This window comes from Burkholderia sp. BCC1977, assembly GCF_905339595.1.
Taxonomy (GTDB): Bacteria; Pseudomonadota; Gammaproteobacteria; order Burkholderiales; family Burkholderiaceae; genus Burkholderia.
On record NZ_CAJPGQ010000038.1, the window covers coordinates 13,805 to 36,397 of the forward strand.

Consider the following 22,593-nt stretch of genomic DNA (forward strand, 5'->3'; position numbering starts at 1 on the left):
GCGGCGCGGTTCCCTTCCCGTTTCGCCTGACCGGATGCCCGCGATGCAATCCCGTTCCCGTTTCGGCGCGAGCCTGCTGCCGTACCTGCTGATCGCGCCGCAGCTCGCGATCACCGCCGTGTTCTTCCTGTGGCCCGCCGGCGTCGCGCTGTGGCAGTCGACGCAGATGCAGGATGCGTTCGGCACGTCGAGTGAATTCGTCGGCCTCGCGAACTTCACGCACCTGTTCGCCGATCCGCTGTACCTCGACTCGTTCCGCACGACGCTGGTGTTCAGCTCGCTCGTCACGGTCAGCGGGCTCGTCGTGTCGCTGCTGCTCGCCGCCTGCGCCGATCGCGTGAGCCGCGGCGCGCGCGTGTACCGCACGCTGCTGATCTGGCCGTACGCGGTCGCGCCGACGATCGCGGCCGTGCTGTGGGCGTTCCTGTTCAACCCGAGCATCGGCCTCGTCACCTATGCGCTCGCGAAGGGCGGCATCGTGTGGGATCACGCGCTGAATGGCGGCCAGGCGATGTTCCTCGTCGTGCTCGCGTCGGTGTGGAAGCAGGTGAGCTACAACTTCCTGTTCTTCTACGCGGGGCTGCAGGCGATTCCGCGCTCGCTGATCGAGGCGGCGGCGATCGACGGCGCCGGGCCGGTGCGGCGCTTCTTCAACATCGTGCTGCCGCTGCTGTCGCCGACGAGCTTCTTCCTGCTCGTCGTGAACCTCGTCTACGCATTCTTCGACACGTTCCCGGTGATCGACGCGGCGACCGCGGGCGGCCCCGCGCAAAGCACGAAGACGCTGATCTACAAGATCTTCACCGAGGGCTTCCAGGGGCTCGACATCGGCAGTTCGGGCGCGCAGTCGGTGGTGTTGATGATCATCGTCGTCGGGCTTACGGTGATCCAGTTCCGCTTCGTCGAACGCAGGGTGCAATACGCATGATCGAAAATCGCAAGGGCTTCGACCTGTTCTGCCACGCGGTGCTGATCGCGGGCGTCGTGCTGATCGTGTTCCCGGTGTACGTCGCGTTCTGCGCGGCGACCATGAACGCTCAGGAAGTGTTCACGATCCCGCTGTCGCTGGTGCCGAGCACGCACCTGCTGGAGAACATCGCCTACATCTGGGGGCACGGCAGCGGCGGCACGACGGCGCCGTTCGGCCGGCTGCTCGTCAACAGCTTCGCGATGGCGCTCGGGATCGCGGTCGGCAAGATCGCGGTGTCGATCCTGTCCGCGTACGCGATCGTCTATTTCCGCTTCCCGTTCCGCAACACGGCGTTCTGGCTGATCTTCATCACGCTGATGCTGCCGGTCGAGGTGCGGATCTTCCCGACCGTGCAGGTCGTGTCGACGCTGCACCTGACGAACACCTACGCGGGGCTCTCGCTGCCGCTGATCGCATCGGCGACCGCGACGTTCCTGTTCCGCCAGTTCTTCATGACGCTGCCCGACGAGCTGATGGACGCCGCGCGCATCGACGGCGCGGGGCCGCTGCGCTTCTTCTGGGACGTCGTGCTGCCGCTGTCGAAGACGAGCATCGCGGCGCTGTTCGTGATCACGTTCATCTACGGCTGGAACCAGTATCTGTGGCCGATCCTGATCACGACGGAGGCGTCGCTGTCGACGGCGGTGGTGGGCATCAAGACGATGATCGCGAGCGGCGACGCCGCGACCGAATGGCAATACGTAATGGCGGCGACGCTGCTGGCGATGATTCCGCCGCTCGTCGTCGTGCTGGCGATGCAGCGCTGGTTCGTGCGCGGCCTCGTCGATTCCGAGAAATAAACCAAGGACGGCAACCGGGAGAAGGACCAAGTATGGCTGCGCTGAGCTTGAAGGGCGTCAGGAAATCCTACGACGGCAAGCAGCACGTGCTGCATGGCATCGACGTGGAGATTGCCGACGGTGAATTCATCGTGCTGGTCGGCCCGTCGGGCTGCGGCAAGTCGACGTTGCTGCGGATGATCGCAGGGCTCGAGACGGTGACGGACGGCGAGATCGCGATCGGCGAGCGCGTGGTCAACGCGCTGGAGCCGAAGGATCGCGATATCGCGATGGTGTTCCAGAACTACGCGCTGTATCCGCACATGACGGTCGCGCAGAACATGGGCTACGGGCTGAAGATCCGCGGCATCGAGCGCGCGACGATCGACGCGCGGGTGGCTGCCGCCGCGAAGATCCTCGAGCTCGAGCCGCTGCTCGCGCGGCGGCCGCGCGAACTGTCCGGCGGCCAGCGGCAGCGCGTCGCGATGGGGCGTGCGATCGTGCGCGAGCCGTCGGTGTTCCTGTTCGACGAGCCGCTGTCGAACCTCGACGCGAAGCTGCGCGTGCAGATGCGGCTCGAGATCCAGCGGCTGCATGCGCGGCTCGCGACGACGAGCGTGTACGTGACGCACGACCAGATCGAGGCGATGACGCTCGCGCAGCGTGTGATCGTGATGAACCGCGGCTATGCGGAGCAGATCGGCGCGCCGGTCGACGTGTACGAGAAGCCGGCGACGGTGTTCGTCGCGGGCTTCATCGGCTCGCCGGCGATGAACCTGATGCACGGCCGGCTGTCGGAGGATGGCGCGACGTTTACGGTCGCGGGCGGCGGCCCGGCGCTGCCGGTCGCCGGCGCGCCCGGCATCGGCACCGCGATCGCCACCGGGCGCGACTGGGTGCTCGGCGTGCGGCCGGAGCACATGACGCCGCAGCCGGGCGTCGCGCAGGCGACGCTGCCGGTCGACTCGTGCGAACTGCTCGGCGCGGACAACCTCGCGCACGGCCGCTGGGGCAACCACGACGTCGCGGTGCGCCTGCCGCATGCGGATCGTCCCGCGCGCGGCACGGCACTGGGCGCCGCGCTGCCCGCGCACCGGCTGCATTTCTTCGATCCCGAGACCGGCAAGCGTGCCGGCTGACCCTGACAAACCCGTTGCGAGGCTCACGATGACTTCCCGTACCGACTGGCCCTATCCGCGCGTCGTCGCCCATCGCGGCGGCGGCACGCTCGCACCGGAGAACACGCTCGCCGCGTTCGACGAGGGCGCGCGGCGCGGTCACCGGATGGTCGAGTTCGATGCGAAGCTGTCCGCCGACGACGTGAGCTTCCTGCTGCACGACGACACGGTCGACCGCACGTCGAACGGCAGCGGGCCGGCGGCGGGCATGCGCTATGCGGCGCTGGCCGCGCTCGACGCCGGCGCCTGGTTCGACGCGCGTTTCGCGGGCGAGCGGATGCCGACGCTCGAGGCGGCGGCGGCGCGCTGCGTCGCGCACGGGCTGGCGGCGAACGTCGAGATCAAGCCGTGCCCGGGCCGCGAGCGCGACACGGGGCAGCGGGTGGCCGCCGATGCGGCCGCGTACTGGCACGGCGCGGCGGTGCCGCCGCTGCTGTCGTCGTTCTCGTTCGACGCGCTGCAACAGGCGCGCACGAGCGCACCGGCGCTGCCGCGCGGGATGCTGTACGAGGCGGTACCGGACGACTGGCACGCGCAGGTCGTCGGCGCGCTCGGCTGCGTATCGTTGCACGCAAACCACAACGAACTCGACGAACCGCTCGTGCGCGCGATCAAGGCGGCCGGGCTGCGCATCCTGGTTTACACGGTGAACGACCTCGAACGGGCGCGCGAACTCGCGCGCTGGGGCGTCGATGCGGTCTGCACGGACCGCATCGACCTGATTGCCCCCGATGCGCTGGACGACATCGAAATCGTCTAGCCGACGGCTGCGACGGCGGTCGGGAAAACCTTTCACGCAAACGTGCCTGACGCGAAAAACGACGCCCCGGCGGGATTCCCGCCGGGGCGTTTCGCATCGTGGAGACGTTACGCCAGGAAAATTCCGCTACAAATTGCAGCAGGATTAACCATTCCCCAAATATTCGACTACGCTTAGAAGCGGTAGCCGACGTTCAGGTACGTGACGATCGGGTTGAGCGAGATCTTCGCTTTCGACGTTTCGGTCAGGGTGCCGACCGGCGTCCGGCGGGCCGTCGTGAAGGTCGCGGTCACGCTGACCGGGATGTACGAGATCGACAGGCCGCCGAACCAGTGTTTCGTGAAGTTGTACGTGAAGCCGGCGTTGAACACGGGCGCCCACTGGTTGCTGGTCGTCGCGCTGGTCGGGCCGCCGAGCACGCCGTTCTCGAAGCTGCTGTTCGTGATCTTCGCGCCGGTGAACCAGACATACGTCGCGCCGACGCCGACATACGGACGGAACTTCGCGTTGGCGTCGTTGAAGTGGTAGCGCAGCAAGACGGCGGGGCTCCACTGGTACGCACGGCCGAGTACGCCGAACTTTTCGAACTGACCCTTGCCGGTGATGTCGAACTTCGGCGGTATCCCCATGACGAGTTCGGTGGAGATGTGGTCGGTGACGAAGTAGCCAGCTGCAAGCCCAAGCGTATCGGCGTCGTTGATGCCGGCGCCCGTGTTGGGAATCGATTGGTTGATGGGCGTGCCGCCGACGCCATACAGGAACAGCGGATCGCTGCTGTCCTGCGGCGACAGGTGCAGCCAGCCGGTGCTGACGTAGAAGTCACCCGCGGATTGTGCATGTGCCGTACCGCCCGCAAATGCGAGCGCTACAGCCCCCGTAATGGCCAGTTTTCGTTTCATTGTGTCTCCTCCGATCAAAGGCGTGCTCATTATGACGACTGCGTTTAAAACCAAACAAGCTCGCAAGTTAGAGCTTTCTCCCTAGTATTCGCACGACCGTACGCTTCCGCGCCCCGCCGGGACAGGCATTCTACGCAGGTGCGCATTTTCGGACCTTCGGGTATTTCCTAACGCGTTCAAACGGACATTCAGCATGGCACGGTTAGCACGACTCTACGTTCCCGACCAGCCGCAGCACGTGATACTGCGCGGCCTGGATCAGCAACCCGCGTTCGTCGACGACCAGGACTACGAACTCTTCATCGATTGTCTGAAGGCCGCGGCACGCGATCACCATCTTTCGGTGCATGCCTACGTGCTGCTTCCGCGTCAGGTGCAGCTCCTCGTGACACCGAGCGACGAGGCGAGCCTGCCGAAGGCGATGCAGGCGGTCGGCCGCCGCTACGTCGCGCATTTCAACCGGCGTTATTCGCGCCGCGGCACCCTGTGGGAAGGCCGCTATCGCGCGACCGTGATCGAAGGCGAGCGCTATTTCCTGCTCGCGAGCCGTGTGGTCGAGATGAGCCCGGTGCGCGCGCAGCTGGTGGCGACGGCCGACGCCTATCGCTGGTCGAGCTACCGGCACCACGTCGGGCTCACCGTCGACAGCCTGATCACCGACCATCCGCTCTACTGGGCGCTGGGCAACACGCCGTTCGACCGTCAGCGCGCGTACAAGGAGCTGTGCGAGCAGCCGCTCGACGAGCGGCAGGCCGATCAGCTCCAGCAGGCGACGCTGAAGGGCTGGGTGCTCGGCGGCGAGAACTACCGCGAGTGGGCGGCGCGCACCGCGAACCGTCGCGTGTCGCCGCTGCCGCGCGGACGCCCCAGAAAGGTGCGTGAAAACACGCCGCCGATCCAGCAGTAACGCGGGAAAGGCGGATCACGAGGCGGCGCTGCGGGCGCCGCTTCTTTTTGCACCAAAACGATACGGCCCCATTAAAACAGCACCAGATCAGAGCATTGGTTTAATTGGGGATCGATCAAGCGGTTTTTGTTGCTATTCCTTTGATTCGTCGCGTATATTCCGAATTCCGGTGGCCCGGGTGAAGCTCGCCCAACCACTGTCGGCCGTGCCGTCTCCCGTCGGGAGCGGGATCGACGGCAACAAAAAAATGGTTCAACGGCCCTCGCGGCCCCTTTACGACGGTGTCCCCATGAACGACCACCAGCAGCCGCTCGCCGCGGTGCCCGCCGCACAAGGTCTGTACGACCCGCAAAACGAACACGACGCCTGCGGCGTCGGCTTCGTCGCTCACATCAAGGGCAAGAAGAGCCACGAGATCATTCAGCAGGGTCTGAAGATCCTCGAGAACCTCGATCACCGCGGCGCGGTCGGTGCCGATCCGCTGATGGGCGACGGCGCCGGCATCCTGATCCAGATTCCGGACGCGTTCTATCGCGAGGAAATGTCGAAGCAGGGCGTGACGCTGCCGCCGGCCGGCGAATATGGGGCCGGGATGATCTTCCTGCCGAAGGAAAACGCGTCGCGTCTCGCGTGCGAGCAGGAGCTCGAGCGGACGGTGCGGGCAGAGGGTCAGGTCGTGCTCGGCTGGCGCGACGTGCCGGTCGACCATGCGATGCCGATCTCGCCGACGGTCAAGGCGAGCGAGCCGCTGATCCGCCAGATCTTCATCGGCCGCGGCAAGGACATCATGGTGACGGACGCGCTCGAGCGGAAGCTGTACGTGATCCGCAAGACCGCGAGCCACCGCATCCAGGCGCTGAAGCTCAAGCACGGCAAGGAATACTTCGTGCCGTCGATGTCGGCGCGCACGATCGTCTACAAGGGTCTGCTGCTGGCAGGCCAGGTCGGCGTGTACTACCGCGACCTGCAGGACGCGCGCGTCGTGTCGGCGCTCGCGCTCGTGCACCAGCGCTTCTCGACCAACACGTTCCCGGCCTGGGAGCTGGCTCACCCGTACCGGATGATCGCGCACAACGGCGAGATCAACACCGTGAAGGGCAACGTGAACTGGCTGAACGCGCGTACCGGCGCGATCGCGTCGCACGTGCTCGCGGACGACCTGCCGAAGCTGTGGCCGCTGATCTACCCGGGCCAGTCGGACACCGCATCGTTCGACAACTGTCTCGAACTGCTGGTGATGGCCGGCTACCCGCTCGTGCACGCGGTGATGATGATGATCCCGGAAGCCTGGGAACAGCACACGCTGATGGACGAGAACCGCCGCGCGTTCTACGAATACCACGCCGCGATGATGGAGCCGTGGGACGGCCCCGCCGCGATCGCGTTCACCGACGGCCGCCAGATCGGCGCGACGCTCGACCGTAACGGCCTGCGCCCGGCGCGCTACATCGTGACCGACGACGACCTCGTCATCATGGCGTCGGAAGCCGGCACGCTGCCGATCCCCGAATCGAAGATCGTCAAGAAGTGGCGCCTGCAGCCGGGCAAGATGTTCCTGATCGACATGGAGCACGGCCGCATCATCGATGACAAGGAGCTCAAGGACAACCTCGCGAACGCGAAGCCGTACAAGAGCTGGATCGACGCCGTGCGCATCAAGCTCGACGAGATCGAGCCGAAGGCCGAGGAAGTCGCGGCCGGCCGCACGCAGGGCGCCGCGCTGCTCGACCGCCAGCAGGCGTTCGGCTACACGCAGGAAGACCTGAAGTTCCTGATGGCGCCGATGGCGCAGCAGGGCGAAGAGGCCGTCGGTTCGATGGGCAACGACTCGCCGCTCGCGGTGATGTCGAACAAGAACAAGACGCTCTATCACTACTTCAAGCAGCTGTTCGCGCAGGTCACGAACCCGCCGATCGACCCGATCCGCGAGAACATGGTCATGTCGCTCGTGTCGTTCATCGGCCCGAAGCCGAACCTGCTCGACACCAACAACATCAACCCGCCGATGCGTCTCGAAGTGTCGCAGCCGGTGCTCGATTTCAAGGACATCGCGAAGATCCGCGCGATCGACCAGTACACGGGCGGCAAGTTCAGCGCGTATGAACTGAACATCTGCTACCCGGTCGCATGGGGCAAGGAAGGCATCGAGGCACGCCTCGCGTCGCTGTGCGCGGAAGCCGTCGACGCGGTCAAGTCGGGCTACAACATGCTGATCGTGTCGGACCGCAAGACGGATGCCGAGCACGTCGCGATTCCGGCGCTGCTCGCCACGTCGGCGATCCACACGCACCTCGTCCAGCAAGGGCTGCGCACGAGCACGGGCCTCGTCGTCGAGACGGGCTCCGCACGTGAGACGCACCACTTCGCGCTGCTCGCGGGCTACGGCGCGGAAGCCGTGCACCCGTACCTCGCGATGGAAACGCTCGCGAAGATGGCGGAAGGCCTGCCGGGCGACCTGTCGCCGGAGAAGGCCGTCTACAACTTCACGAAGGCGGTCGGCAAGGGCCTGCAGAAGGTGATGTCGAAGATGGGCATCTCGACGTACATGTCGTACACGGGCGCGCAGATCTTCGAAGCGCTCGGCCTGTCGAGCGACCTCGTCGAGAAGTACTTCAAGGGCACGGCCTCGAAGGTCGGCGGCATCGGCCTGTTCGAAGTCGCCGAAGAAGCGATCCGCCTGCACCGCGATGCGTTCGGCGACAACCCGGTCCTGCGCGACATGCTCGACGCGGGCGGCGAGTACGCGTACCGCGTGCGCGGCGAAGACCACATGTGGACGCCGGATTCGATCGCGAAGCTCCAGCACGCGACGCGCAGCAACTCGTACCAGACGTACAAGGAATACGCGCACCTGATCAACGACCAGACCAAGCGTCACATGACGTTCCGCGGCCTGTTCGAGTTCAAGGTCGAGCCGACCAAGGCGATCCCGATCGAAAACGTCGAGTCGGCGAAGGACATCGTCAAGCGCTTTGCGACGGGCGCGATGTCGCTCGGTTCGATCAGCACCGAAGCGCACGCGACGCTCGCGATCGCGATGAACCGGATCGGCGGCAAGTCGAACACCGGCGAAGGCGGCGAGGACGAGAAGCGCTACCGCAACGAACTGCGCGGCATTCCGATCAAGGCGGGCGAGACGCTGAAGTCGGTGATCGGCGACGAGATCGTCAGCGACATTCCGCTGAAGGACGGCGATTCGCTGCGCTCGAAGATCAAGCAGGTCGCGTCGGGCCGCTTCGGCGTCACCGCCGAGTACCTCGCATCGGCCGACCAGATCCAGATCAAGATGGCGCAGGGCGCGAAGCCGGGCGAAGGCGGCCAGCTGCCGGGCCACAAGGTGTCGGAATACATTGGCAAGCTGCGTTACTCGGTCCCGGGCGTCGGCCTGATCTCGCCGCCGCCGCACCACGACATCTACTCGATCGAGGATCTGGCGCAGCTGATCCACGACCTGAAGAACGTGAACCCGAGCTCGAGCATCTCGGTGAAGCTGGTGTCGGAAGTCGGCGTCGGCACGGTCGCGGCCGGTGTCGCGAAGGCGAAGGCCGACCACGTCGTGATCGCCGGTCATGACGGCGGCACGGGCGCATCGCCGCTGTCGTCGGTCAAGCATGCGGGCACGCCGTGGGAACTCGGCCTCGCCGAAACGCAGCAGACGCTGGTGCTGAACCGCCTGCGCGGCCGGATCCGCGTGCAGGCCGACGGCCAGATGAAGACGGGCCGCGACGTCGTGATCGGCGCGCTGCTCGGCGCGGACGAATTCGGCTTCGCGACGGCGCCGCTCGTCGTCGAAGGCTGCATCATGATGCGCAAGTGCCACCTGAACACGTGCCCGGTCGGCGTCGCGACGCAGGATCCGGTGCTGCGTGCGAAGTTCCAGGGCCAGCCCGAGCACGTCGTGAACTACTTCTTCTTCGTCGCCGAGGAAGTGCGCGAGATCATGGCGCAGCTCGGCGTTGCGAAGTTCGACGACCTGATCGGCCGTGCCGACCTGCTCGATACGCGCAAGGGCATCGAGCACTGGAAGGCGAAGGGCCTCGACTTCTCGCGCGTGTTCTACCAGCCGGAAGAATGCGAGGACGTCGCGCCGCGTCACGTCGACGTGCAGGATCACGGCCTCGAGCGCGCGCTCGACCACGTGCTGATCGAGAAGGCGAAGGCCGCGATCGAGAGCGGCGAGCATGTGTCGTTCATCCAGCCGGTGCGCAACGTGAACCGCACGGTCGGCGCGATGCTGTCGGGCGTGATCGCGAAGAAGCACGGCCATGACGGCCTGGCCGACGATGCGGTGCACATCCAGCTGAAGGGCACGGCCGGCCAGAGCTTCGGCGCGTTCCTCGCGAAGGGCGTGACGCTCGACCTCGTCGGCGACGGCAACGACTACGTCGGCAAGGGCCTGTCGGGCGGCCGGATCATCATCCGCCCGACCAACGACTTCCGCGGCAAGTCCGAGGAAAACATCATCTGCGGCAACACGGTGATGTACGGCGCGATCGAAGGCGAATCGTTCTTCCGCGGCGTCGCGGGCGAGCGCTTCTGCGTGCGCAATTCGGGCGCGACGGCGGTCGTCGAAGGCACGGGCGACCACGGTTGCGAATACATGACGGGCGGCACGGTCGTCGTGCTCGGCGAAACCGGGCGCAACTTCGCGGCCGGCATGTCGGGCGGTCTCGCGTACATCTACGATCCGGAAGGCACGTTCGCGGCGAAGTGCAACAAGTCGATGGTCGCGCTCGATCCGGTGCTGCAACAGGCCGAGCAGGAGCGTACGGTCGACCGCGCGCTCTGGCACGCAGGCACGACGGACGAAGCGCTGCTCAAGGGGCTCGTCGAGCGTCATTTCCAGTTCACGGGTTCGCCGCGCGCGAAGTCGCTGCTGGAAAACTGGGACGCGGCGCGCCGCCAGTTCGTGAAGGTGTTCCCGCACGAATACAAGCGCGCGCTGGGCGAGATCGGTGCGAAGAAGGCGGCGAAGGAAGTGCTGGCCGCCTGAGCGACGAACGACATAGCGAATGCCGCGCGCGCCTGACGGCCGCGCGCGGCTCCCCCACCCGATACACCGAACAGAAGAGCACCTTATGGGCAAGGCAACCGGTTTTCTGGAGTTCGAACGCCGCCACGAGGCGTACGAAGCACCGCTCACGCGCGTGAAGCACTACAAGGAATTCGTCGCGGCACTGACCGACGCGGACGCGAAGGTCCAGGGCGCACGCTGCATGGATTGCGGCATCCCGTTCTGCAACAACGGCTGCCCGGTCAACAACATCATCCCGGACTTCAACGATCTCGTTTACCGCCAGGACTGGCAGCAGGCGATCGAAGTCCTGCATTCGACCAACAACTTCCCCGAGTTCACGGGCCGCATCTGCCCGGCGCCGTGCGAGGCAGCCTGCACGCTCGGGATCAACGACGATCCGGTCGGCATCAAGTCGATCGAGCACGCGATCATCGACAAGGCCTGGGGCGAAGGCTGGGTGAAGCCGCTGCCGGCCGAGCACAAGACCGGCAAGAAGGTGGCGGTCGTCGGTTCGGGCCCTGCGGGCCTCGCCGCCGCGCAGCAACTCGCGCGCGCCGGCCACGACGTGACGGTGTTCGAGAAGAACGATCGCGTCGGCGGCCTGCTGCGTTACGGGATCCCCGACTTCAAGCTCGAGAAGTGGCTGATCGATCGCCGCATGCGCCAGATGGAAGCGGAAGGCGTGACGTTCCGCACCAGCGTGTTCATCGGCAAGGATCCGCTGCCCGAGTCGATCGGCAGCCTCGCGAAGGAAACCATTTCGCCGGAGAAGCTGAAGGAGGAATTCGACGCGGTCGTGATCGCGGGCGGTTCGGAAACGCCGCGTGATTTGCCGGTGCCGGGCCGCGAGCTCGCCGGCGTCCATTTCGCGATGGACTTCCTGCCGCAGCAGAACCGCGTGAACGCGGGCGACAAGCTCGTCGATCAACTGCTGGCGAAGGGCAAGCACGTGATCGTGATCGGCGGCGGCGATACGGGTTCGGACTGCGTCGGCACGTCGAACCGTCACGGCGCGAAGCAGGTCACGCAGTTCGAGCTGCTGCCGCAGCCGCCGGAAGAGGAACACAAGCCGCTCGTGTGGCCGTACTGGCCGATCAAGCTGCGCACGTCGTCGTCGCACGAGGAAGGCTGCGAGCGTGACTGGGCGGTCGCGACGAAGCGTCTCGAAGGCAAGAACGGCAAGGTCGAGAAGCTGATCGCGGTGCGTGTCGAGTGGAAGGACGGCAAGATGCAGGAAGTGCCGGGCTCCGAGTTCGAGATGAAGGCCGACCTGGTGCTGCTCGCGATGGGCTTCATGCAGCCGGCAGCCACCGTGCTCGAGGCGTTCGGCGTCGCGAAGGATGCGCGCGGCAATGCGCGTGCGGCGACCGAAGGCGATCGCTCGTACTACACGTCGGTCGACAAGGTGTTCGCGGCCGGCGACATGCGCCGCGGCCAGTCGCTCGTCGTCTGGGCGATCCGCGAAGGCCGCCAGTGCGCGCGCTCGGTCGACGCGTACCTGATGGGGCATTCGGAACTGCCGCGCTGAGCTGAAGCGCGCGAGCGGGTTTCGATGAAAACCGGGCGTCCGAAAGGGCGCCCGGTTTTTTTATGGGGCCTCGATAACACGAGTAGCCGTTCAACTGATTTGCGTGGATGTCTGAGTTCGCGAATCGCCAGCCGCAGTATTTTGCTTTGGATCGCGACGCGGCGCTGAGTCAGGCACTCCCCGTGAAGCGGGGATTGGCGGAGGACGCAAATCCCGGGCATCCATTCCTCGCCTTCACCCCGCTGCGCATCCCGCATTTTCCCGAAGCGTCGCCTAACCTGATCACATCGGCCATTGATATTCCGCGATCTTGTTTCCTTTCGTTTTGTAATAATCCTTGAAAACTGTCATATCATGTCGCCCCTCCGGCCGCGTTCGCGCGGCTGCCGCATATGACTAACCCCATTTACAAGGACTCTGGATGGAAGCATTCGTGCATGGGCTGATCGACGCCGTCAACGGCGTGCTGTGGAACTACGTGCTGATCGCGCTGCTGCTTGGCGCCGGCGCGTGGTTCACGTTGCGGTTCCGGATGATCCAGCTGAAGGCGCTGTTCCTCAGCATGAAACTGGTCGGCAGCAAGGGCGAGCCGGGCAGCATCTCGTCGTTCCAGGCGTTCGCGACCGGGCTCGCGAGCCGCGTGGGCACCGGCAACATCGCCGGCGTCGCGGTCGCGCTGACGGTCGGCGGGCCGGGCGCGATCTTCTGGATGTGGATGACGGCGCTCGTCGGGATGTCGTCGGCGTTCGTCGAGGCGACGCTCGCGCAGATCTTCAAGGTGTCGCATCCGGACGGCAGCTATCGCGGCGGCCCCGCGTACTACATCCAGACGGGCCTGCGCTCGCGCGGCTTCGGCGTGCTGTTCTCGCTGTCGCTGATCCTCGCGTTCGGCTTCGTGTTCAACGCGGTGCAGGCCAATGCGATCGCCGACGCGTTCCATACGTCGTTCGGCTGGCGCCGCGAGACGGTCGGCCTCGGCCTCGTGCTGCTCACCGCACCGCTCATCTTCGGCGGGATTCGCCGCATCGCGTCGGTCGCGCAGGTGATCGTGCCGGTGATGGCGATCGGCTACCTCGCGCTGGCGGTCTACGCGGTCGCGACGCACGTCGCGCTGGTGCCGGGCGTGATCGCGCTGATCGTGAAGAGCGCGTTCGGGCTCGAACAGGCGGCGGGCGGCCTGACCGGCTATGCGGTCGGCCAGGCGGTCGCGATGGGCGTGAAGCGCGGGCTGTTCTCGAACGAGGCCGGCATGGGCAGCGCGCCGAACGCGGCCGCGACCGCGAGCGTGCGGCATCCGGTGGTGCAGGGGCTGATCCAGATGCTCGGCGTGTTCGTCGACACGATCGTGATCTGCAGCGCGACCGCGTTCGTGATCCTGCTGTCGGGCCAGTATGAACTCGGCACCGGCATGGAAGGCGCGGCGCTCACGCAGCGCGCGATCGCGAGCCACGTCGGCGACTGGGGCGGCATCTACATGGCCGTCGCGATCTTCTTCTTCGCATACTCGTCGGTGATCGGCAATTACGCCTACGCGGAAGGCAACGTCGACTTCATCACGAAGCGGCGCGGCGTGCTGCCGCTGTTTCGCATCGCGGTGCTCGGGATGGTGATGTTCGGCAGCGTCGGCCAACTGCCGCTCGTGTGGGCGATGGCCGATACGAGCATGGGGTTGATGGCGATCATCAACCTCGTCGCGATCCTCGCGCTCGGCAAGTATGCGCATGCCGCGTGGCGCGACTATCGCCGCCAGCGCGCGCAGGGGATTGCCGATCCGGTGTTCACGCGCAACACGATTCCCGCGCTCGCACACGTGCTGCCGGCCGACGTGTGGGGCGAGCACGGTCCGCTGCCGCAGCGTCCGGCATCGGCCGCAGCGGTGGCAGATGCGGTGGCCGAAGTGCGCGTGACGGTGCGCGAGTCATGAACGGCGACCGGCTCCGTGCGTTCGTCGCGCTGATGCCCGATACGGCATCGCGCGACGCGCTGCACGCGTTGCCGGTCACCCGCGGCGCGCGGCGCACGCAGCCCGCGCAACTGCACGTGACGCTCGCGTTCATCGGCGCGATCGAGCGCGCGCGTTGCGACGCGCTGGCCGCGCGCCTGCCGGCGCTCGCGGCCGCGCATGCGCTGCCGTTGCAGCCGGTCGAGCGGATTGCGTGGTGGCCGAGCCTGCCGCGCGCGCGGCTGATCGTCGCGGAACTCGCGCCCGATCCCGCCTGCGCGGCGTTGAATGCCGGCTTGTCCGCGCTGCTGCGCGAACTGGGCGTGCCGGCCGACCGCCGGCCGTTCCGGCCGCACGTCACGCTCGCGCGGCTGCCGCGCGACGCGGACGGGCAGCCTGCGCACGGCGGCGCGACCGGGCGACCGGTCGCGCTGCGTTTCGTCGCGCTGACGCTGTTTGAAAGCCGGGTGTCGCACGACGGCGTGTCGCATGTGCCGATCGTGTCGGTGCCGGTCGGGCCGGCGTAGCGGGAAGGCGGGGAGGACGAAGAAGAGAAGGCCGACGCGGCATGCGCCGGCCTTTTTTGCGGTTACGCGGCGACCTTGTCGCTGTCGTTCACGCGCTCGACATGGATCGTGCCGACGTGGAACGCGGCCAGCGACTCGCGGTGCGCGATGCTGACGATCGCAGCCTTCGGCAGCCGTTCGGCGAACAGGTGATAAAGCCGCGCTTCGTTGTCCGCGTCGAGCGCGCTCGTCGCCTCGTCGAGGAACAGGAAGTCCGGCTTGTGCAGCAGCACGCGCGCGCCGGCGAGACGCTGCTGTTCGCCCGGCGACAGCACGCGCGTCCAGTGGCCGGTCTCGCCGAGGCGCTCGACGTAGTCTTCGAGGCGGCACGCGCGCAGCGCGTCGCGGCATGCGTCGTCGGTGAACGCGTCGGGCGCGGCCGGATAGGTGAGCGCGGCCTTGAGCGTGCCGATCGGCAAGTAGCTGGTTTGCGGCACGAACATCATCCGCGCGCCGACCGGCGCGTCGATCGCGCCGTCGCCGAACGGCCACAGGCCCGCGAGCGCGCGCATGAACGTGCTCTTGCCCGAACCCGACTTGCCGATCACGAGCCAGCGCGAGCCGGGTTCGATCGTCACGTTGCCGATGTCCGCGAGCGTGTTGCCGTTCGGCAGCGCGAGCTTCAGCGACGACGTCGACAGCTTGGCGGCATCGACGTAGTGCAGGTTGATGCCGCCGTGCTCGGTCGCGGGCGACAGGCTTTCCTTCAGGTGCGACGTGCCCATCACGCGCTTGAATTCACGCAGACGGTTGACGGTCGCGCGCCATTCGACGAGGGTCGAGTAACTGTTGATGAACCACGAGAACGAATCGCTGACGGTGCCGAACGCGGACGAGATCTGCATCAACACGCCGAACGAGAATGCGCCCGCGAAATAGCGCGGCGCCGCGACGACGAGCGGGAAGATGATCGCGATCTGTCCGTAGAAGCTCAGCACGAACGTGAGGCGCTTCGTGTACTTCATCACGCGCCACCAGTTGTCGCGAATGCGCATGAACAGGCTCTGCGCGTTGCCGGTCTCGGTTTTCTCGCCGTCGTAGAACGCGATCTGCTCGGCGTTCTCGCGCACGCGGATCAGCCCGAAGCGGAAGTCGGCCTCGACGCGCTGCTGCTGGTAGTTGATCGACACGAGCGGGTGGCCGACCTTCTGGATGATCAGCGAGCCGACCACCGCGTACAGCGCCGCCGCCCAGACCATGTAGCCGGGGATCGTGATCGGCGTCGCGCCGAGCGAGACCGTCAGCGCGCCGGCGAGCGACCACAGGATCGTGATGAACGACACGAGCGTGACGACCGTCGACAGCAGGTCGAGCGACAGCGCGAGCGTCGTCGTCGCGAACGACTGGAGGTCGTCGGTGATCCGCTGGTCGGGGTTGTCGGCGAGGCGGTCGCGTTCGATCCGGTAGAACGCGCGATCGCCGAGCCACTGGTCGAGAAACCGGTCGGTGAGCCACTGGCGCCAGCGGAACCCGAGCATCTGGCGCAGGTAGCGGCCGTACACCGCGAGGATGATGAAGCCGAACGCGAGCGCGGAGAATTGCATCAGCAGGTTCGGGAAGTCGTGGACGTCCTTCGACTGCAGCGCGTTGTAGAACTGCGCGTTCCACTTGTTCAGCTTGACGTTGATCCAGACCACGCAGAGGTTGATCGCGATGATCGTGACCAGCAGCCCCCACGCGATTTTCCATTCGGACGACACCCAGTAGGGCTTGATGAGGCTCCATGCGGATACCGGGCGCTCGTCCTGCGGCGCGTCGGAGGCGGAGCGGACGGGATCGATCGATTGGGTCATGTGCTTCCTGATGAGTAGCCGGCGCGCGGGCCGGGCGAAGCCGGCCGCGCGCCGCGATACGGCATGCCGGGACGAGGTGCCGACTGACGGCGGGCGTCCGGATGGTGGCCCGCGCGTCTTAAACGGCACTTAAGGCCGGCGGTGACGCGGCAACCGGCCGCTTGCGCGGCCGGCCTGCGGGCATTGTGCCAGAGCGGCGCGACGCGACGGCGAATTTGCCGCAAGGGGGACAGTTTGCGGCGCTTTCCGCTTTTATGGTCTAATGGCCGACGACGAAACAGGGGTGCTTCGAGCGCGGCCGACGGACAGTTCCGGGCGACGCGGCGAGGCTGAGAAAGACCCTTCGCACCCGATCCGGGTAATACCGGCGAGGGAAGTTTCTGATCCCGCCGGGCCGCGCTGGCTGCCATCCCACATGGTCAGCGCCCGAGTCCCGCCCGGCCGGCCTTTGCTGCCGGTTTCGTCCTTTTGGGTACGCGCGTTGCGCGTTACGGAAGGAATGATGACCGCTCAATCTTCAGTCTTTTGCGCTGTTCCCGATCCGCTGTCGCGTGCGTCCGCACGGGACGGTGCGCGTGCATCGACGTCCGTCGAACGTGCCCGCGCGGTTCGCGGGGAGGGCGCGCGATGAACCTCCACGCTTCCCGGCCGGATTTCGCGGTAATCGGCGGCGGCCTCGTCGGCCGCCTGATCGCCTGGCGGCTCGCGGGCGACGGGCATCGCGTCGCGCTGTACGAGCGCGGCGGCCCGGACGGCGAGCAGTCGGCCGCGTGGGTCGCGGCCGCGATGCTCGCGCCGCTCGCCGAGGCGGCGAGTGCCGAGCTGCTGATCACCGAGCTCGGCGCCGCATCGCTCGCGCGCTGGCCGCAATGGCTCGCGGAACTGCCCGAACCGGTGTTCTTCCAGCATCACGGCACGCTCGTCGTCTGGCATCACGCGGATCGCGCGGAGGCGCCGCTGTTCGAGCGGCGCGTGCGCGCGAACGCGCCGGCCGAGCTGTTCGACGGCGGCTTCGTCGCGCTGGCCGGCGCGCAGGTCGACGCGGCCGAGCCCGCGCTCGCGGGGCGCTTCGCGCGCGGCCTGATGCTGCCGCGCGAAGGACAGCTCGACAACCGGCAGGCGCTGCGCGCACTCGCGGCGGGCCTCGCGCAACGCGGCGTCGAGCTGCACTGGCACGCGACGATCGACGACGCGAACCGGCCCGACGCCCATTTCACGATCGATTGCCGCGGGCTCGGCGCGAAATCCGCGCTGCCCGCGCTGCGCGGCATCCGCGGCGAAGTCGCGCGCGTGCGTGCGCCCGGCATCGGGCTCACGCGGCCCGTGCGGCTGCTGCATCCGCGCTACCCGCTGTACATCGCGCCGAAACAGGACGACCTGTACGTGATCGGCGCGACCGAGGTGGAGGGCGAGGACCTGTCGCCCGTCAGCGTGCGCTCGGCGCTCGAACTGCTGAGCGCGGCGTTTTCCGTGCACCCGGCGTTCGGCGAGGCGCGCATCCTCGAACTGAATGCGCAATGTCGCCCGACGCTGCCCGATCACCGCCCGGCGGTGATCTGGGATGGCGCGACGACGCTTGCCGTCAACGGCCTGTACCGGCACGGCTTCATGATCGCGCCGGAAGTCGCGCAGGCGGCGGTCGCGTTCGCGCAAGCGGCGCTCGGCGGCACGTTCGCCGATGCCGACGCGTTCGCCGCGTGGCGCGATGCCGCGCGCTGGCCGACGCTCCTTCATCACCGCGACGACGCGCGCCAGCCGGCCTGACGCGCGCCGCCGACCGAATTCGATCAAGCCTCATGGATATCCAGATCAACCAACAGACGCTGACGCTGCCCGACGGCGCGACGGTGGCCGACGCGCTTGCCGCGTACGGCGCGCGTCCGCCGTACGCGGTCGCGCTGAACGGCAATTTCGTCGCGCGCACGCAGCATGCGGCGCGTGCGCTCGCGACGGGCGACAAGCTCGACGTGGTGCACCCCGTCGCGGGCGGCTGAGCGCCGCCGGTTCGCCCCCGCTCTTCCAGGAAAACGACATGACGTCCCTCACTTCCGCCGACGCGCTGACGCTGTACGGCGAAACCTTCGCAAGCCGCGTGCTGCTCGGCACGTCGCGCTATCCGTCGCTGCAGTCGCTGTCCGATTCGATCGCCGCGTCGCGCCCCGGAATGGTGACGGTCGCGCTGCGCCGCCAGATGACCGGCGGTACCGCCGAGGCCGGCTTCTTCGACCTGCTCAAGCGTCACGCGGTGCCGCTGCTGCCGAACACGGCCGGCTGCCAGACCGTCGCCGAGGCGGTGACGACCGCGCACATGGCGCGCGAGGTCTTCGGCACCGACTGGATCAAGCTCGAGCTGATCGGCGACGACTACACGCTGCAGCCCGACCCGGTCGGGCTGATCGACGCGGCCGCGCAACTGGTCAAGGACGGCTTCAAGGTGCTGCCGTACTGCACCGAGGATCTCGTGATCGGCCGGCGCCTGCTCGACGCCGGTTGCGAGGCGCTGATGCCTTGGGGCGCGCCGATCGGCACCGGCAAGGGCGTCGTGAACCCGTACGGGCTGCGCGTGCTGCGCGAGCGGCTGCCGGACGTGCCGCTGATCGTCGACGCGGGGCTGGGCGTGCCGTCGCACGCATGCCAGGTGATGGAATGGGGCTTCGACGGCGTGCTGCTGAACACGGCCGTGTCGCAGGCCACGCACCCGGAGATCATGGCGCGCGCGTTCGCGCAGGGCGTCGAGGCCGGCCGTGCGGCCTACCTCGCCGGGCCGATGGATGCGCGCGAGACCGCGCATGCGAGCACGCCGGTCGTCGGGATGCCGTTCTGGCACCAGGACGGGGGCGGCGCATGAGCGCGCGCTTCGCCGATGCCTTCTGGCCGCCGGCCGACGAGCTGGCCGAAGCGGCCGAGCGGATTCGCGCCCGCCTGGGCGACTGGCCGGCCGGCTCGACGCGGTGGCGGCTGTGCGTCGCGGCGCCCGACGTGCCGGCCGACGGCGACGTGCTGATCGTGTCGGCCGGCGACCGTGCCGCGCAGGCGCGCGCGTCGGCCGCATCGCGCCCCGCATCGCCGGACGCGGTCGCGATCGAGTTCGACGAGCAGGGCGCTGCGCTGCATGCCGCGGGCGTGCGACACGCGCTGGAAGCCGCGCATCCGCTTGCCGACGACTGGATCGCGGCGCTCGCGGCGTTCCTCGAGTGCGGTTTCGCGCCGATCGACGCGCTGGTGCTCGCGCTGGCGTGGCGCGACGGCGACGAAACGCGCGACGCCGATGCGTGGCCGGTCGACGCCGCACGGTTTCCGCGTGTCGCCGGCCTGGCCGCCGCGCCCGAGCCGGCATTCCCGCCGTGCCCCGCGCAACTCGGCCTTTATCCGGTTGTCCCGAATGCCGAATGGGTCGAACGCGTGCTCGATTGCGGCGCGCGGACCGTGCAACTGCGCGTGAAGGACGCGAGCCCGGACACGTTGCGCCAGGAAGTCGCGCGTGCGGTCGCGGCAGGGCGCCGCTATCCCGATGCGCGCGTGTTCATCAACGATCACTGGCAGATCGCGGTAGAAGAGGGTGCGTACGGCGTACATCTGGGGCAGGAAGACCTGGAAACGGCCGATCTGGCCGCGATCGCGCGCGCCGGCCTGCGGCTCGGACTGTCGAGCCACGGTTATTACGAGATGTTGCGGGCGTTGCACGAGCGCCCGAGCTATCTGGCGCTTGGCCCCGTGTACGCGACCGCGACCAAGGCGGTCGCGGCACCGCCGCAGGGCCTGGCGCGGATCGCCCGCTATGCGCGCTTCGCGGGGGGGCGGGCGCCGCTCGTCGCGATCGGCGGCGTGGGGCTCGACGCGTTGCCGGACGTACTGGCGACGGGCGTCGGCAGCGTCGCGGTCGTCAGTGCGGTCACGGGCGCGATCGATTATCGGGCGGCCATTGTTGCGTTGCAGCAATGTTTTGCCCGACAATTTGACAATCATTGACCGCAGGGCCCGGAACGGCGTCACGACATCATTCCAATGCAGGCCCTATAATTCGGCGTTCTGCGTAAAAGGACTGTCAGCTCCGTGAGCCCCACTCCTACCGAGACCCTGCTGGAACTTCGCGACGTCGACTTTGGCTACGGCGACCGCCTCGTCCTGTCGAACCTGAACATGCGCTTCGGGCGCGGCCAGGTCGTCGCCGTCATGGGCGGGTCGGGTTGCGGCAAGACGACCGTGCTGCGCCTGATCGGCGGCCTGGTGCGTGCACGCCGCGGCCAGGTGCTGTTCGACGGCGCCGACGTCGGCGCGCAGACGCGCGACGGCCTGTACGCGCTGCGCCGCAAGATGGGCATGCTGTTCCAGTTCGGCGCGCTGTTCACCGACATGTCGGTGTTCGAGAACGTCGCGTTCGCGCTGCGCGAACACACCGACCTGCCTGACGACCTGATCCGCGACCTCGTGCTGATGAAGCTCAACGCGGTCGGCCTGCGCGGCGCGCGCGACCTGATGCCGTCCGAGGTGTCGGGCGGGATGGCGCGCCGCATCGCGCTCGCGCGGGCGATCGCGCTCGACCCGCAGCTCATCATGTACGACGAACCGTTCGCGGGCCTCGATCCGATCTCGCTCGGCATCACCGCGAACCTGATCCGCACGCTGAACGAGGCGCTCGGCGCGACGTCGATCCTCGTCACGCACGACGTGCCGGAATCGTTCGCGATCGCCGATTACGTGTATTTTCTGGCCAACGGCGGCGTGCTCGCGCAGGGGACGCCCGACGAGCTGCGCGCGTCGACCGACCCGAGCGTGCGCCAGTTCATCGACGGCGCGCCGGACGGCCCGTTCAAATTTCATTACACGAGCCCGCCGCTGGCAGCGGATTTCGGGCTCGGCGGAGGGCGCGCATGATCAGCGCGATCGGACGTTACGTCATCGGCGGCCTCGAGCGCGCGGGCTACGGCACGCGGCTGTTCGTGCGCCTCGTGCTGGAATTCTTCCCGTTGCTGCGCCGGCCGCGGCTGGTCACGAAGCAGATCCACTTCCTCGGCAACTATTCGTTCGTGATCATTGCCGTGTCGGGCCTGTTCGTCGGCTTCGTGCTCGGCCTGCAGGGCTACTACACGCTGAATCGCTACGGGTCCGAGCAGGCGCTCGGCCTGCTGGTCGCGCTGTCGCTCGTGCGCGAGCTCGGCCCGGTCGTGACCGCGCTGCTGTTCGCGGGCCGCGCGGGCACGTCGCTCACGGCCGAGATCGGCCTGATGAAGGCCGGCGAGCAGCTCACCGCGCTCGAGATGATGGCCGTCGACCCGCTCAAGACGGTGATCGCGCCGCGCCTGTGGGCCGGGATCATCGCGATGCCGCTGCTCGCCGCGATCTTCAACGCGGTCGGCGTGCTCGGCGGTTATTTCGTCGGCGTCGTGCTGATCGGCGTCGATCCGGGCGCGTTCTGGTCGCAGATGCAGGGCGGGGTCCAGGTATGGGCCGACGTCGGCAACGGTGTGATCAAGAGCATCGTGTTCGGGTTCGCCGTGACCTTCATTGCACTGTTTCAAGGGTATGAAGCGAAGCCCACGCCCGAGGGCGTGTCGCGCGCGACGACCAAGACGGTCGTGTTCGCGTCGCTCGCCGTACTCGGCCTCGATTTCCTGCTGACCGCGCTGATGTTCAGCTAAGCCTCAGCCAAGCCAAATTTTGGGATGACGATGAAAAAGACTGCTCTCGACTTCTGGGTCGGCCTGTTCGTGGTGGTGGGCTTCCTTGCGGTGCTGTTCCTGGCGCTCAAGGTCGGCAACATGAGCTCGCTGTCGTTTCAGCCGACCTACTCGGTGAGGATGAAATTCGACAACATCGGCGGGCTGAAGCCGCGCGCGGCCGTGAAGAGCGCGGGCGTCGTGGTCGGCCGCGTGAAGGCGATCGGCTTCGACCCCAACACGTACCAGGCGCTGGTGACGATCGATGTCGACGGCCAGTATCCGTTCCCGAAGGATTCGTCGGCGAAGATCCTGACGTCGGGCCTGCTCGGCGAGCAGTACATCGGCCTCGATCCGGGCGGCGACACCGAAATGCTGAAGTCGGGCGATACGATCACGATGACGCAGTCGGCGATCGTGCTCGAGAACCTGATCGGCCAGTTCCTGTACAGCAAGGCAGCCGACGCGGGCGGCGCGAAGCCGGCGGCCGGGGCCTCGGCAGCACCTGCGGCGCCCGCACCGGTGGCGGTGCCGGCGTCCGCGGTGTCCGGTTCGGCCGCCCAATAAACCACACGAGAGAAAGACAAGAGGGTAATG

General features: G+C 67.4%; 19 protein-coding genes and 1 riboswitch. Of the genes, 17 read left to right on the forward strand and 2 right to left on the reverse strand.

Annotated features, from left to right (window positions below; translation table 11 throughout):
• Nucleotides 1–43 precede the first annotated feature (43 nt).
• From ugpA to ugpQ, 4 genes are read left to right on the forward strand one after another with little or no spacing between them, the layout of a single operon-like run.
• The gene (gene ugpA, locus U5771_RS26150) at nt 44–928 is read left to right on the forward strand and encodes a sn-glycerol-3-phosphate ABC transporter permease UgpA (RefSeq protein ID WP_322026654.1); all 885 of its coding nucleotides are present in this window, start codon (nt 44–46) and stop codon (nt 926–928) included.
• Nucleotides 925–1,770, forward strand: coding sequence for a sn-glycerol-3-phosphate ABC transporter permease UgpE (ugpE, locus tag U5771_RS26155; protein ID WP_322026655.1), 846 nt, complete (start codon nt 925–927; stop codon nt 1,768–1,770). The genes ugpA and ugpE overlap by 4 nt, the downstream gene beginning before the upstream one ends.
• Nucleotides 1,771–1,802: 32 nt before the next feature.
• Nucleotides 1,803–2,888 (forward strand): sn-glycerol-3-phosphate import ATP-binding protein UgpC, encoded by a 1,086-nt coding sequence (locus U5771_RS26160; RefSeq protein ID WP_124487847.1) that lies wholly within the window; start codon nt 1,803–1,805, stop codon nt 2,886–2,888.
• A gap of 28 nt (nt 2,889–2,916) precedes the next feature.
• The gene (gene ugpQ, locus U5771_RS26165) at nt 2,917–3,687 is read left to right on the forward strand and encodes a glycerophosphodiester phosphodiesterase (protein WP_322026656.1); all 771 of its coding nucleotides are present in this window, start codon (nt 2,917–2,919) and stop codon (nt 3,685–3,687) included.
• Between the two features lie 173 nt (nt 3,688–3,860).
• On the opposite strand, the gene U5771_RS26170 is transcribed toward ugpQ, so the two are convergent.
• On the reverse strand, nt 3,861–4,586 hold the full coding sequence (locus tag U5771_RS26170; protein ID WP_322026657.1) for an OmpW/AlkL family protein: 726 nt from the start codon (nt 4,584–4,586) through the stop codon (nt 3,861–3,863).
• A gap of 193 nt (nt 4,587–4,779) precedes the next feature.
• On the opposite strand from U5771_RS26170, the gene U5771_RS26175 reads away from it, so the two are divergent.
• The 6 genes from U5771_RS26175 to thpR all read left to right on the forward strand — a co-directional run bounded on the left by U5771_RS26175 (nt 4,780) and on the right by thpR (nt 14,507).
• A complete protein-coding gene (locus U5771_RS26175) occupies nt 4,780–5,493 on the forward strand; it encodes a transposase (protein WP_175753211.1) in 714 nt (237 codons plus the stop codon).
• Nucleotides 5,494–5,782: 289 nt separating this feature from the next.
• A complete protein-coding gene (locus U5771_RS26180; RefSeq protein WP_322026658.1) occupies nt 5,783–10,486 on the forward strand; it encodes a glutamate synthase-related protein in 4,704 nt (1,567 codons plus the stop codon).
• A gap of 85 nt (nt 10,487–10,571) precedes the next feature.
• Nucleotides 10,572–12,038, forward strand: a complete 1,467-nt coding sequence (locus tag U5771_RS26185; RefSeq protein ID WP_322026659.1) for a glutamate synthase subunit beta — start codon at nt 10,572–10,574, stop codon at nt 12,036–12,038.
• Nucleotides 12,039–12,145: 107 nt separating this feature from the next.
• A complete protein-coding gene (locus tag U5771_RS26190; protein ID WP_322026660.1) occupies nt 12,146–12,379 on the forward strand; it encodes a hypothetical protein in 234 nt (77 codons plus the stop codon).
• Between the two features lie 80 nt (nt 12,380–12,459).
• Nucleotides 12,460–13,962, forward strand: coding sequence for an alanine/glycine:cation symporter family protein (locus U5771_RS26195; RefSeq protein ID WP_322026661.1), 1,503 nt, complete (start codon nt 12,460–12,462; stop codon nt 13,960–13,962).
• Nucleotides 13,959–14,507, forward strand: coding sequence for an RNA 2',3'-cyclic phosphodiesterase (gene thpR / locus U5771_RS26200; protein ID WP_322026662.1), 549 nt, complete (start codon nt 13,959–13,961; stop codon nt 14,505–14,507). Before U5771_RS26195 ends, thpR begins: the two co-directional genes overlap by 4 nt.
• 62 nt (nt 14,508–14,569) lie before the next feature.
• Here the strand turns inward: thpR and U5771_RS26205 are convergent, their stop codons facing one another.
• The gene (locus U5771_RS26205) at nt 14,570–16,339 is read right to left on the reverse strand and encodes an ABC transporter ATP-binding protein/permease (protein ID WP_322026663.1); all 1,770 of its coding nucleotides are present in this window, start codon (nt 16,337–16,339) and stop codon (nt 14,570–14,572) included.
• 269 nt (nt 16,340–16,608) lie between these two features.
• Nucleotides 16,609–16,732, forward strand: a riboswitch (TPP riboswitch).
• 234 nt (nt 16,733–16,966) lie between these two features.
• Between U5771_RS26205 and U5771_RS26210 the strand changes: the two genes are divergently transcribed.
• The 7 genes from U5771_RS26210 to mlaD all read left to right on the forward strand — a co-directional run bounded on the left by U5771_RS26210 (nt 16,967) and on the right by mlaD (nt 22,563).
• Nucleotides 16,967–18,103: an FAD-dependent oxidoreductase gene (locus U5771_RS26210; RefSeq protein WP_322026664.1), complete on the forward strand. Its 1,137-nt coding sequence runs from the start codon at nt 16,967–16,969 to the stop codon at nt 18,101–18,103.
• Between the two features lie 32 nt (nt 18,104–18,135).
• Nucleotides 18,136–18,333, forward strand: coding sequence for a sulfur carrier protein ThiS (gene thiS, locus U5771_RS26215; RefSeq protein WP_014898319.1), 198 nt, complete (start codon nt 18,136–18,138; stop codon nt 18,331–18,333).
• 38 nt (nt 18,334–18,371) lie between these two features.
• Complete coding sequence (locus U5771_RS26220) at nt 18,372–19,187, forward strand: thiazole synthase (protein WP_322026665.1); 816 nt, start codon at nt 18,372–18,374, stop codon at nt 19,185–19,187.
• On the forward strand, nt 19,184–20,308 hold the full coding sequence (thiE, locus tag U5771_RS26225; RefSeq protein WP_322026666.1) for a thiamine phosphate synthase: 1,125 nt from the start codon (nt 19,184–19,186) through the stop codon (nt 20,306–20,308). Before U5771_RS26220 ends, thiE begins: the two co-directional genes overlap by 4 nt.
• 84 nt (nt 20,309–20,392) lie before the next feature.
• A complete protein-coding gene (locus tag U5771_RS26230; RefSeq protein ID WP_044845966.1) occupies nt 20,393–21,214 on the forward strand; it encodes an ABC transporter ATP-binding protein in 822 nt (273 codons plus the stop codon).
• Nucleotides 21,211–21,978, forward strand: coding sequence for a lipid asymmetry maintenance ABC transporter permease subunit MlaE (gene mlaE / locus U5771_RS26235; RefSeq protein WP_322026667.1), 768 nt, complete (start codon nt 21,211–21,213; stop codon nt 21,976–21,978). The genes U5771_RS26230 and mlaE overlap by 4 nt, the downstream gene beginning before the upstream one ends.
• A gap of 24 nt (nt 21,979–22,002) precedes the next feature.
• Entirely contained in the window at nt 22,003–22,563 is a 561-nt protein-coding gene (gene mlaD, locus U5771_RS26240; protein WP_322026668.1) for an outer membrane lipid asymmetry maintenance protein MlaD, read from the forward strand.
• The last annotated feature ends 30 nt before the right edge of the window (nt 22,564–22,593 follow it).